Origin of the sequence: Rhizobium sp. NZLR1, assembly GCF_017357385.1 — a bacterium.
Taxonomy (GTDB): Bacteria; Pseudomonadota; Alphaproteobacteria; order Rhizobiales; family Rhizobiaceae; genus Rhizobium.
In genome coordinates, this window is record NZ_CP071634.1 from 110,307 (window position 1) to 122,508 (window position 12,202).

Consider the following 12,202-nt stretch of genomic DNA (forward strand, 5'->3'; position numbering starts at 1 on the left):
CTCAACCCTCCAAAACCGGCAAGATGCCAGATGAAACCGAGGCGTTCAGTGCGCCGGTCGCCACCAGCTCGGCGGCGGCGGCGAGGTCGTTGGCCATGTAGCGGTCGGTATCGAGGGTCGGAACCTTGCTGCGGATCGCGGTGATCGCCTTGGCGAGTTCCGGGCTTGTCGACAGCGGCGCGCGCAGTTCGACGCCTTGGGCGGCGGTCAGCGCCTCGATGCCGATGATGGCGAACAGGTTCTCGGTCATCCCGAGCAGGCGGCGGGCGCCGTGGCAGGCCATCGAGACATGGTCTTCCTGGTTGGCTGAGGTCGGGGTCGAATCGACCGAGGCCGGATGCGACATCTGCTTGTTCTCCGACATCAGCGCCGCCGAGGTGACCTCGGCGATCATCAGGCCGGAATTCAGGCCCGGCTTCTTGGCGAGGAAGGCCGGCAGGCCGTAGGAAAGGGTGGGATCGACCAGCAGGGCGATGCGGCGCTGCGAAATCGCGCCGATCTCGCAGACGGCAAGCGCGATCTGGTCGGCGGCAAAGGCGACGGGTTCGGCGTGGAAATTGCCGCCGGAGACGACGGAATTGTCCGACAGCACCAGCGGATTGTCTGTGACCGCATTGGCCTCGATCTCCAGCGTGCGGGCAACCGAGCGCAGCAGGTCAAGGCAGGCGCCATCGACCTGGGGTTGGCAGCGGATGCAATAGGGATCCTGCACACGCTCGTCGCCCTCGATATGGCTCTGGCGGATGACGGATTGTTCGAGCAGGGCGCGAAGTGCTGATGCCGTGTCGATCTGGCCCTTGTGGCCGCGCAAGGTGTGAATATCCGGATGGAAGGGCGCCGAAGAGCCCATGGCGGCGTCGGTCGACATGGCGCCGGTGATCAGCGCCGACTGCGCGGCGCGGTGGGCGCGGAAGAGACCGGCAAGCGCCAAGGCCGTCGAGGTCTGGGTGCCGTTGATCAGCGCCAGGCCCTCCTTGGCGGCGAGCACTACCGGTTTGAGACCTGCCCTTTCGAGGGCTTCAGCGCCCGAAAGACGTTCGCCGGCGAAGAAGGCTTCGGCTTCGCCCATCATCACCGCGGCCATATGGGCGAGCGGTGCAAGATCGCCGGAGGCGCCGACCGAGCCTTTTTCCGGGATCAGCGGAATGACGCCCTTTTCCAGCATGCCCTCGATCAGCCGCACCAGCTCCAGCCGTACGCCGGAGGCGCCGCGCCCGAGCGAGACCAGTTTCAGCGCCATGATCAACCGGACGATATTTTCAGGCAGCGGCGCGCCGACGCCACAGCAATGCGACAGGATGAGATTGCGCTGCAAGGTTGCGACGTCGGCGCTGTCGATCTTGATCGAGGCGAGTTTGCCGAAGCCGGTATTGATGCCGTAGACCGGCGCATTGCCGGCGGCGATCTCGGCGATCCGGGCGGCGGCCTTAGCGATGCCGGCATCGAAGGCGGGATCGAGCCTTGCCGGCTCGCCGGTCCAATAGATGATTTCCAAATCCCTGAGGGAGACGGAGCCCGGGTGGAGCGTGATGGTCATCGACCGTTCCTTTCGCCCTTGAAGACGCGTGTGTGAAGCGGGTTGAAGCCGATGCGGTAGACGAGCTCGGCGAGGCTCTCAATATTCCAGACGGCAAAATCGGCTGATTTGCCGGGCTCGAGCGTTCCGGTCTCGCCGATGAGGCCGAGCGCGCGCGCACCTTCGCGAGTGGCGCCGGCGATGCATTCTTCGACGGTGAGGCCGAAAAGCGTCGCCGACATGTTCATGGTCAGCAGCATCGAGGTGAGCGGCGAGGTGCCGGGATTGCAATCGGTGGCAATCGCAATCGGCACGCCGGCCTGGCGTAGCGCCTCCACCGGTGGCTTCTGCTTCTCGTGGATGGCGTAGAAGGCGCCGGGCAGAAGCACGGCCACGGTGCCGGCAGCGGCCATCGCGGCAACACCTTCTTCGTCGAGATATTCCAGATGATCGGCCGAAAGCGCGCCATATGACGCGGCGAGCCGGGCGCCGCCGAGATTGGAAAGTTGCTCGGCATGCAGCTTGACCGGCAGGCCAAGCGCCTTCGCCTTGTCGAAGACGCGGGCGATCTCGGCTCTGGAAAAGGCAATGCCCTCGCAGAAGCCGTCGACCGCATCGGCAAGGCCGAGATTATACATGTCGTCGAGGCCGGGCAGCACGACATCATCGAGATAATCGCCGTTGCGGCCCTTGTATTCCACCGGCGTCGCATGGGCGCCGAGATAGCTGGTGGCGACGCGGACCGGTCTCAGATGGCCGAGCAGACGGGCGCTCTGCAACATCTTCACTTCGCCGGTCCGGTTCAGCCCGTAGCCGGATTTGATCTCGATCGTCGTCACGCCTTCGGCAAGCAGCGTATCGAGCCGCGGCAGCGCCGCGCTGACGAGTTCCTCGACCGACAGCGCATTGGTCGCTTTGACCGAGGAGACGATGCCACCGCCGGCACGCGCAATTTCCTCATAGGTGGCGCCTTGAAGGCGCATCTCGAACTCGCGGGCTCGGTTGCCGCCGTGGACGATATGGGTGTGGCAGTCTACGAGGCCGGGCGTGACCCAGCGGCCTTCGAGATCGACGATGTCGGAGCGTTCGATGGCGGAAGCCGGCAACTCGCTTTCGGCACCGGCAAAGGTGATGCCGCCGTTTTCGGTGAGCACGGCGCCCTTTTCGACGATACCGAGCCCGTCCTTTTCAGGCGCAAGCGTGGCCAGGCGCGCATTGCGCCACAGCACTGGCCGGACGTCTGGGGATGAGGCTTCCTCTGAAAAATTGTTCCCGGTCATCAGCTTTGCGCCTTTCCTTATGTCGAAACATGTATATACATAATAAGCAGGTGACAAGAGAAATTTTGCGCGCTTTTCTGGAAAAGAAAGAGCAGCGGCGCGGTAAGAGGAGAGGGACGGCCATGACCACACTTCACGCAGGCACGGCACTGACGCCGAAAGGCTGGCAGAAGGACGTGCGGCTGACGCTCGAAGCCGGTCGCATTGCCCGGGTCGAGATCGGGGTTTCGCCTCAGCCCGGCGATGAACGCCACGCTCTTATCGTTCCGGCCATGGGAAATCTGCACAGCCATGCCTTCCAGCGGGCGATGGCCGGCCTTGCCGAGGTACGCGGCCCGGCCAATGACAGCTTTTGGAGCTGGCGCACCGTCATGTACAAGTTCGCGCTGGCAATGACCCCTGAACATGTCGAGGCGGTCGCCGCCAAGCTCTATGCGGAAATGCTGGAGGCGGGCTTTTCCCGGGTCGGCGAATTCCATTATCTCCACCATGACAGGGATGGCGGCATTTACGCCAATATCGCCGAGCTTGCCGAACGCATTGGTGCTGCCAGCGAAGAGACCGGCCTCGGCCTGACCTTGCTGCCGGTCTTCTACGCTCATTCCGGCTTCGGCGGCGCTCAGCCGATCGACGGCCAGCGGCGTTTCATCAATTCGCTGGAAAGCTTCGAAAGGCTGATGGAGGGATGCCGGGCGGTAACCAGCCGGCTCGACGGCGCCGAACTCGGGCTGGCGCCGCACAGCCTGCGCGCCGCAACGCCTGAGGAATTGGCGAAGCTTGTGCCGATGGCGGGCGACGGCCCCATCCATATCCATGTCGCCGAGCAGGTCAAGGAGGTCGAGGATTGCATCGCCTGGTCGGGCGCGCGGCCGGTGGAATGGCTGCTCGATCATGCGCCTGTGGATGAGCGCTGGTGCTTGATCCACGCGACGCACATGACCGACGACGAAACGCGGCGGATGGCGAAAAGCGGGGCGATTGCCGGCCTCTGCCCGATCACCGAAGCCAATCTCGGCGACGGCGCCTTTGCCGCGCCACTCTTCCTCGAAGAGGGCGGGCGTTACGGCATCGGTTCGGATTCCAATGTGCTGATCTCGGTGCCGGAAGAACTGCGCCAGCTCGAATATTCGCAGCGCCTGGCTCTGCGCGCCCGCAATGTCGTTGCAGCACCCGGCGGATCGACGGCACTTTGCCTGTTCACCCAGGCGCTTGCCGGCGGCGGTGCCGCTTTGAAGGCGCCCGCAGGTCTTGTTGAAGGCCATCACGCCGATCTCGTTTCGCTCGATACTGCGGCCGTTTCCTATCTCTCCGGCGACCAGATTCTCGATCACTGGCTGTTTGCCGGCGGTATTTCCGTCGATTGCGTCTGGGCGCGCGGCCGCAAGCAGGTGGAGGGCGGGCGCCATCTCAAACGTGACGCCATCGACCGGCGTTTCCTGGCCGCGATGGGTGAATTGCTGGCTGCCTGAAAAAGCGCTTTTCATGAGCAAGCATTCGAATTAGAGCGGGGGATCAATCGGAACGTGGCGATGAATCAAAGCAGGGATCCCACCTTGCATCAGCGCATCCTTGGCGACATCGAGGGCCGTATCGTCTCGGGCGAATGGCCGCCGGGGCATCGCATTCCCTTCGAAGTGGATCTCGCCACCCAATATGACGTCTCGCGGATGACGGTGAACAAGGTGCTGACTCAGCTCGCCAAGGCCGGTCTCATCGAGCGCCGCAAGAAATCCGGCAGCTTCGTCACCCAGCCGCAGGCGCAATCGGCCGTCCTCGAAATCCACGACATCAAGGCCGAGGTGCAGTCGCTGAACCTGCCCTATTCCTATGCGGTTTCGAAGAAGACCAGCCGCAAGGCGAAGGTGGAAGACAGCCGCCGGCTGGAACTGCCGGTCGCCTCTTCGGTCGTCGAGGTGGTCTGCATCCACAATGCCGGCGCGCGGCCCTTCTGCCTGGAGGAGCGGTTGATCAGTCTGGCGACCGTACCGGAAGCCGCCGATGCCGATTTCCTGATGATGGCGCCGGGGCCCTGGTTGCTCAACCAGGTGCCGTGGAGCACGGCCGAACACCGGATCCACGCCGTCTCGGCCAATGCCGAAGTGGCCGCGGTCCTCGACATCGCGCGCAATACCGCCTGTCTCGTCGTCGAACGCCGCACCTGGAGCGGCGCCGGCCCGGTGACGCATGTGCGCTTCACCTATCCGGGCGATCGTCACGCGCTGGTGGCGCGTTTCACCCCGGCATCACAGTAATTCCATGTTCCATATACAACATGGCGAGTGTTCTCATTCCTCGAACATCTTGCCGCTGCGCGCTTCGAGCCGGTAGCGATAGCCCGGATAGACAAGGCGGGCGGTCGACACCACCTGCTTTGCCGACCATGTGCGTCGACGGATCGTCAAGCACGGTTCGGTCTTCAGGATGGTCAGGAGCTTGCATTCCCAGGCCTGCGGCATCGCCGCCTCGACGACGTGCTCGGAGCCGCTAAGCGGGGCTGCGGCGGTCAGATAGGCATTCGGCGTCAGCGTCGTGAAATCCTGGCCGAGATATTCGGGAGCAGCCTCCGGATGGACGAAACGGTCCTCGATCTGCACCGGAACGCCGTTTTCGCTGTGGACGATCAGCGAGTGGAAGACCGCCGCGCCGATCGCAAGCTCCAATGCGTCGGCGATCTCCGGAGAGGCTGTTTCCTGGGCGAGAACGATGACCGAAGCCTCGTGGACATGGCCGCGTTCGGCGATTTCCTCGGCGATGTTGCGCACCTCGAACAGCGCCGAATAGCCCTTGCGCTCGGCGACGAAGGAACCGACCCCCTGGATGCGGACGAGTTCGCCTTCATTGGCAAGTTCGCGCAGCGCCCGGTTGGCGGTCATCTTGCTGACGCCGAGCTCGACCACCAGCTCGTTTTCCGATGGCACCCGGTATTTCGGCGGCCATTCGCCGCTGTGGATGCGGTCGAGGATCACCTGCTTGACGCCGGCATAAAGCGGCGTGCTATCATTTTCCGCCAACTCGCGCTTCATCTCGCCGGAACGCTTCATTGCCTATTCCTTTTGCACGAATGGAATTCGCCACCTAAATCGACTTTCCTCTTGCATATCACAAAATATCTCATATGGTACCATATACAACCTCCCAATCGGTCCGAAACATTAAAAGGACAGGAAAGGGCAAGCCGACGAAGATCGGCCGTGGTGCCGCAAGGTCTGTTTCAACTCCAGAGGAGAATTCATCAATGAAATTCAGCGCAATCCTATTTTGCGGCGTGGCGGCTTTTTCCGCCTTCGCTGCGCCCGCCTTTTCCAAGGACTGGACGAAGGCGACCATCACGCTTGAAGGCGCCTATGCGCCGTGGAACCTCACCAATGCCGACGGCACGCTCGGCGGCTTCGAGCCGGAGCTTGCCAAAGTGCTCTGCGAACGCGCCAAGATCGAATGCACGCTGGTCGCTTCCGACTGGGACGGTATGATCCCGGCGCTCAATGCCGGTAAGTTCGACGTCATCATGGATGCGCTGTCGATCACCGAAGAGCGCAAGCAGGTCATCGACTTCACCATTCCCTATGCTGCCACACCTGCCGCATTCGCCACCGCCAAGGACAGCCCGCTGGCCAAGGCTGCCGGCACCGGCGCCACGATCAAGATGACGCCCGGCCAGACTGGCGTGAAGGAGATCGATGCGCTGAAGGCCGCTTTCAAGGGCAAGACGATCGGCATTCAGGCGGCGACCGTCTACGCCAAGTTCGTCTATGACAATTTCGGCGACATTGCCGAGATCCGCGAATACAAGACCGGCGCCGACCGTGATCTCGACCTGCAGAACGGCCGCATCGACCTCGGCTTTGACGACGCCGTCTATTTCGCCAACGCCTTCCAGAGCGCCAATGGCGCACTCGACTTCACCGGTCCGGAGATCGTCGGTTCGATCTGGGGCGAGGGCGAAGGCCTCGGCGTCCGCAAGGCTGACACCGACCTACGCGACAAGTTCAGCGAGGCGATCAAGTCCGCGCTCGCCGACGGCACCGTCAAGAACCTCTCGATGAAGTGGTTCAAGGTCGACGTCAGCCCGCAGCAATAAGCGTTTCGGCCTTGCGGCCGCAAACGCCTGTCTCCGGCTTTATCGCCGGAGACAGCATGCTATTGTCAATCCGCAAAACACTGCCACGGACGGGGAACGGACGCTATGGCAAGCTTGGAACTGCTCGGCTTCGGCTCGACCGGATGGGGCGCGTTGCTCATTGCCGCTACCTTGATGACGCTGGCTGTCACGGCGACGGCGCTGGCAATCGGCGCGGTACTGGGCGCAATCGTCGCGGCGGCGAAACTCTCCAGCAATCTTGCCCTCGTCACCCTCGGCAACATCTATACGACCGTGTTTCGCGGCGTGCCCGAGCTGCTGATCATCTATCTCATCTATTTCGGCGGCTCCTCGGCCGTCACCTCGATCGGCAAGGCGATGGGTTACGAGGGTTTCCTCGGCCTGCCCTCCTTCATCGCTGGCGCGCTTGCCGTCGGCATCATCTCCGGCTCCTATCAGGCGGAGGTGTTTCGCGGCGCTTTCCACGCCATTTCCAAAGGCGAACTTGAGGCGGCCTCGGCAATCGGCATGCATCGCGGCATGCGGCTGCGCCGTATCATCATGCCGCAGGTGTTTCGCCTCGCCATTCCCGGCCTCGGCAATGTCTGGCAGCTCAGCCTCAAGGATTCCGCACTGATTTCCGTCACCGGCCTTGCCGAACTGATGCGCACCAGCCAGGTCGCGGCGGGCTCGACCCGGCAATATTTCCTGTTCTTCATCGCCGGCGGCTGCCTCTATCTGATCCTGACCAGCCTTTCCGACCGGATCTTCAACGGTGCGGAACGCCGCGCCAACCGCAGCATGCCGGCAGCCGCCATGGGCCAGACGTAAGGAGGCGATGATGGATTTCACCTTTCTAGCTTCGACCATGGTCACCCTGCTCAAGGCGGTGCCGACGACGCTGATCCTGTTTTCGCTGTCGATCTTCTTTGGCGGCCTGCTGGCGCTCGTCATCGTCTCGATGCGGGTCAGCGGCAACCCGCTGCTTTCGGGGTTCGCCAAGGGTTATATCTTCATCTTCCGCGGCTCGCCGCTGCTGATCCAGATGTTCCTGGTGTTTTACGGCCTCGGCCAGTTCGGCGTCATCCGCTATTCCTTCCTGTGGCCGTTCCTGCGCGAGCCGATGGTCTGCGCCGTGCTGTCGCTGGCGCTCTGCACCGCCGGCTACACGGCGGAGATTTTTCGCGGCGGCATCCGCGCCGTTTCGCCGAAGGAGATCGAGGCGGCCCGCTCGATCGGCATGTCCGGCCCCCTGCTGGTGCGCCGCATCCTGGCGCCGATTGCCTTCCGCCATGCGCTGCCGGCCTATTCCACCGAGATCGTGCTGATGATGAAGTCGACGGCGCTCGCAAGCCTCGTCACCGTCTGGGAGGTCACCGGTGTGGCCCAGCGGCTGATTTCGCAGACCTACCGGACGATGGAGGTCTTTCTCTGCGCGGCGATCATCTATCTCGTTTTGAACTTCATCATCCTGCAGGGCATGGCCCTGCTCGAATATTCGCTGTCCCGACACCGCCGCGCGGCCCCGCAGGCGCTGAAAGCGTAAGCGGTCTTTGAACCGATTGGAGCAACCATGCCAGGCGTCACCCGACTTTCGGTCCGCAATATCCGCAAGAGCTTCGGCACGCACGAGGTGCTGCGCGGCATTTCCCTCAATGCTGAGGACGGCGATGTGATTTCGCTGCTCGGCGCCTCAGGCTCCGGCAAATCGACCTTTCTGCGCTGCATCAACATGCTCGAAACCGCAAGCGATGGCGAGATCTGGGTCGATGGCGAGCACATCGAGATGGTGCACAAAAACGGGCGCAGCAAACCGGCGAGCCAGAAGCAGGTGGACCACATCCGCTCCGAACTCGGTATGGTGTTCCAGTCCTTCAATCTCTGGTCCCATATGACGATCCTGCAGAACGTCATTGAAGGGCCGATCCATGTGCTCAAACGACCACGTGCCGACTGCATCGCCGAGGCCGAAGCGCTGCTCGAAAAGGTCGGCATCGCAGACAAGCGCCATGCCTATCCCGCCCATCTCTCCGGCGGCCAGCAGCAGCGCGCCGCGATCGCCCGCGCGCTGGCGATGAAGCCGAAGGTGATGCTCTTCGACGAGCCGACCTCGGCCCTTGATCCGGAACTCGTCGGCGAGGTGCTGCGCGTCATGCGCGCGCTTGCCGAGGAAGGCATGACCATGCTCGTCGTCACCCATGAGATGAGCTTTGCCCGCAATGTTTCCAACCGCGTCGTCTTCATGCGCGAAGGGCTGATCGAAAGCAGCGGCAAGCCGGACGACATGTTCACCGGCGGCGCCACACCCGCCTTCCGCCAGTTCATCGGCCATTTCGGAAGCGGTCAATGACCAAAACCATCGAGACCCTGCTGACCTGGTGCGATGTTGCCCGCGTCGGGGCAGGGGAGGCGCTGGCACTATCGCCCGCCGCCTGGGCGCGCGTCGAGCAGGCAAGCCGCATCGTCGCCGCAATCGTCGAGACCGGCATGCGTGCCTACGGCGTCAACACCGGCGTCGGGGCGCTGGCGGATACGGTGGTCGATCGGGTCTCGCAGAGCCTTTTGTCGCGCAGCATCGTGCTCAGCCATGCGTGCGGCGTGGGGCCGTTGCTGGGCGGTCGCGAAGTGCGGGCCATCATCGCCGCTCAGATTGCCAATTTCGCCCACGGCCATTCCGGCGTACGGCGTGATGTCGTCGAGCACCTCACAGCCATGCTGGAGCATGACTGCATTCCCGACGTGCCGTCCAAGGGCTCCGCCGGTTATCTCGTCCACAATGCCCATATTGCGCTTGTTCTGATCGGCGAAGGCAGCGCCACGCTTGCCGGCCGGCGCATGAGCGGCCGCGAGGCGCTGGCGGCGATCGGCCTTCAGCCGCTGGTGCTCGGTGCCAAGGAGGGCTTGAGCCTCGTCAACGGCACGGCCTGCGCCACGGGGCTGACCGCCACAGCACTTTCTCGCGCCGAACGGCTGCTCGACTGGGCCGATGCGATCGCGGCGCTGACGCTCGAAGCGGCAGGCTGCCAGATCGCCGCTTTCGACGAGGCGGTGCTGGCGCTGCGCCCGTCGGCGGGGATCGAAAAGGTGGGCGCGACGCTGCGGGCCCGGCTTTTCGGCAGCGGCCTTGTCGCCGCCGCCTTCGGCGGGCGCACCCAGGATGCGCTCAGCCTTCGTTCGGTGCCGCATGCGCATGGCGCCGCCCGTGACGTTTTCGACAATTCCGCCCGTATCGTCGATCAGGAACTTGCCTCGGTAACGGACAATCCCGCCGTCTCCGGCACGCCCGAACATCCGATCGTCTCCTCCGAGGCGCATGCGGTCGCCGCGGCGCTCGGGCAGGCGGCCGATAGCCTCGCCATTGCGCTGGCGCAGATCGGCGCGATCAGCGAACGGCGCATGGACCGGCTGGTCAATCCGCTGGTGAGCGGCCTGCCGCCGTTTCTGGCGAGTGACGCCGGCAGCCATTCCGGCTTCATGATCGCGCAATATACCGCAGCCGCACTCAGCAACGACAACCGCCGGCTTGCCGCCCCCGCGGCCATGGACGGCGGCCTCACCTCCGGCCTGCAGGAGGATTTCCTCGCCCATCCGACAGCTGCCGCCGGCAAGCTGCTCACGGTCATCGACAATGCCGAATATATCCTGGCGATCGAGCTGATGGCCGCTGCCCAGGCGCATGATTTCCTGACTGCGACGGCGCCGCGGGCGGCGGGCACGGATCTGGTTTACCAAGTCGTGCGCCAGCGTATCTCCCATTATGGCGACGAACGGCCGCTCAACGGCGATATCGAGGCCGTGCGCAACCTGATCCGCGAGACGGTGCCGCCGCCGATCGGCTGAACCGGGAAGATTGTCAGAACGGCTTGCTGGTTGCCGAATCCTGCTTGGCCTTTTCGCCGGCGCCGAGCCGCTTGAGGCACTGGGCGAAGGTGGGGTAGAGCTGATCCACCCGCGAGAGCGGCAGCGTCCAGTCGCCTTCGTCGCCGGCAAAGGTCAGCTGCACGTCAGGAGTTCCGGCAAAGGAATTCTTGATGATCTTCTTCAGTCCGCCGCTTCCTTTGCTGGCCGGTGGCCAGAGGCGAAGCGTGGTCTTGTCGAAGAATTCGGCGGCGACCACTTTCGTCATCGAACGATCGGTCAGCGTCACCTCGGTCGTGGTGCCGGCCGGAATGTCCCAGGTGTCCTTGGTGACCAGCCAGAAAGTCTCGGTGGCGCTCTGGCGGAATTCCACGGTCTTGCCGAGCTCGCTGTTCCACAGCAGCCGGCAATAGGCAGGGCGCTCGCCGGCAAAGCCGACCGACCATTGTCTTGCGTCGCCCATCCATTCGGTCTCGCCCAAGGCGGCGACCGGCTGCAGGACGGCCGCCATCAGAACCATCGAGGTCAGAATTTTCATCGCCGAAACCATCTCCAGGACAATCGGCTCCAGCCATAGCAAAAGAAGGTTGAGCTTTTGCTACCGAGCCTTCCGCGAGGGGTGGTGGCGCCCACCGAAATGTCTCCGAATGCCGCACGGTCTTGATTTTGCGGCTGGCCTTGCCGATGTGGCGTAGATCGACATGAAGTTAAGGGAGCTCGACGGCAGGCATGAGTGAGGTTCAACGACGCGGATTTTTGGCGAGGCTCACCGCATATGAGCCGCTGACGCTGATCATGCTGGCATCAGTGGCCGGGGGACTGTTCGTGCTGCAGCGGCTGACGAGCGAGGTTCTCGAAGGCGAGACCTTCCGTTTCGATGAAACGATCCTGCTGGCGCTGAGGCGGCCGGGTGAGCTTGGCGTGCCGATCGGGCCTGGCTGGATGACGCATGCCGTCGCCGACATCACCAGCCTCGGCGGCGTCACTGTTCTCTCGCTGATGACGATCCTCGTCACAGTCTATCTTCTGCTCGACCGGCGCTGGCCGATCGCGATCTTCGTCTTCTCCTCGGTGCTGACCGGCTGGCTGGCGAGCACACTCTTGAAGATCCTCGTTGCGCGGCCGCGCCCCGACATCGTGCCACATCTCGCCGAGGTCAGCGATCTCAGCTTTCCCTCTGGCCACGCGATGGTCTCGGCGGTGACCTATCTGACGCTCGGGGCGCTGCTGGCCCGGACGCAGCGTTATCCCTCGACGCGGATTTTCGTCATGTTTGCCGGCGTCTTCCTGGCCGTCATCATCGGTCTGAGCCGGATCTATCTCGGCGTCCATTACCCGACGGATGTCCTCGCCGGATGGTGCGCCGGTGCGCTCTGGGCGCTCGGCTGCTGGCTGATCTCGAAACGGTTCATTCCGAGCCGCGCGCCCGATGATACCGCTGAAGCCGGAAATGGCGACAGGCGGTAGCAC

The 12,202-nt window shown here is 63.6% G+C and carries 12 protein-coding genes; 8 read left to right on the forward strand and 4 right to left on the reverse strand.

Annotated elements, in window-relative coordinates:
* Position 1: 1 nt before the first annotated feature.
* Positions 2-1,537, reverse strand: a complete 1,536-nt coding sequence (gene hutH / locus J3O30_RS27140) for a histidine ammonia-lyase (RefSeq protein ID WP_207585508.1) — start codon at positions 1,535-1,537, stop codon at positions 2-4.
* The gene (gene hutI / locus J3O30_RS27145) at positions 1,534-2,796 is read right to left on the reverse strand and encodes an imidazolonepropionase (protein WP_207585509.1); all 1,263 of its coding nucleotides are present in this window, start codon (positions 2,794-2,796) and stop codon (positions 1,534-1,536) included. Before hutI ends, hutH (J3O30_RS27140) begins: the two co-directional genes overlap by 4 nt.
* A gap of 122 nt (positions 2,797-2,918) precedes the next feature.
* On the opposite strand from hutI, the gene J3O30_RS27150 reads away from it, so the two are divergent.
* Both J3O30_RS27150 and hutC (J3O30_RS27155) read left to right on the forward strand, forming a co-directional pair.
* Positions 2,919-4,265, forward strand: coding sequence for a formimidoylglutamate deiminase (locus J3O30_RS27150; RefSeq protein WP_207585510.1), 1,347 nt, complete (start codon positions 2,919-2,921; stop codon positions 4,263-4,265).
* A gap of 60 nt (positions 4,266-4,325) precedes the next feature.
* On the forward strand, positions 4,326-5,048 hold the full coding sequence (gene hutC, locus J3O30_RS27155) for a histidine utilization repressor (RefSeq protein ID WP_207585511.1): 723 nt from the start codon (positions 4,326-4,328) through the stop codon (positions 5,046-5,048).
* A 33-nt stretch (positions 5,049-5,081) separates the two neighbouring features.
* On the opposite strand, the gene hutC (J3O30_RS27160) is transcribed toward hutC (J3O30_RS27155), so the two are convergent.
* Positions 5,082-5,837, reverse strand: a complete 756-nt coding sequence (hutC, locus tag J3O30_RS27160; protein ID WP_207585512.1) for a histidine utilization repressor — start codon at positions 5,835-5,837, stop codon at positions 5,082-5,084.
* A gap of 194 nt (positions 5,838-6,031) precedes the next feature.
* On the opposite strand from hutC (J3O30_RS27160), the gene J3O30_RS27165 reads away from it, so the two are divergent.
* The 5 genes from J3O30_RS27165 (at position 6,032) to hutH (J3O30_RS27185) (ending at position 10,714) form a co-directional block, all read left to right on the forward strand.
* Entirely contained in the window at positions 6,032-6,874 is an 843-nt protein-coding gene (locus J3O30_RS27165) for a transporter substrate-binding domain-containing protein (RefSeq protein WP_207585513.1), read from the forward strand.
* A 105-nt stretch (positions 6,875-6,979) separates the two neighbouring features.
* Positions 6,980-7,705 (forward strand): ABC transporter permease subunit, encoded by a 726-nt coding sequence (locus tag J3O30_RS27170; RefSeq protein WP_207585514.1) that lies wholly within the window; start codon positions 6,980-6,982, stop codon positions 7,703-7,705.
* Between the two features lie 10 nt (positions 7,706-7,715).
* On the forward strand, positions 7,716-8,420 hold the full coding sequence (locus tag J3O30_RS27175) for an ABC transporter permease subunit (RefSeq protein WP_207585515.1): 705 nt from the start codon (positions 7,716-7,718) through the stop codon (positions 8,418-8,420).
* Positions 8,421-8,447: 27 nt separating this feature from the next.
* Positions 8,448-9,224: an ATP-binding cassette domain-containing protein gene (locus tag J3O30_RS27180; protein WP_207585516.1), complete on the forward strand. Its 777-nt coding sequence runs from the start codon at positions 8,448-8,450 to the stop codon at positions 9,222-9,224.
* Complete coding sequence (hutH, locus tag J3O30_RS27185; protein WP_207585517.1) at positions 9,221-10,714, forward strand: histidine ammonia-lyase; 1,494 nt, start codon at positions 9,221-9,223, stop codon at positions 10,712-10,714. Before J3O30_RS27180 ends, hutH (J3O30_RS27185) begins: the two co-directional genes overlap by 4 nt.
* 13 nt (positions 10,715-10,727) lie before the next feature.
* On the opposite strand, the gene J3O30_RS27190 is transcribed toward hutH (J3O30_RS27185), so the two are convergent.
* On the reverse strand, positions 10,728-11,270 hold the full coding sequence (locus tag J3O30_RS27190) for a hypothetical protein (protein ID WP_207585518.1): 543 nt from the start codon (positions 11,268-11,270) through the stop codon (positions 10,728-10,730).
* A 191-nt stretch (positions 11,271-11,461) separates the two neighbouring features.
* Between J3O30_RS27190 and J3O30_RS27195 the strand changes: the two genes are divergently transcribed.
* Positions 11,462-12,199: a phosphatase PAP2 family protein gene (locus tag J3O30_RS27195; protein WP_207585519.1), complete on the forward strand. Its 738-nt coding sequence runs from the start codon at positions 11,462-11,464 to the stop codon at positions 12,197-12,199.
* Positions 12,200-12,202: the final 3 nt, after the last annotated feature.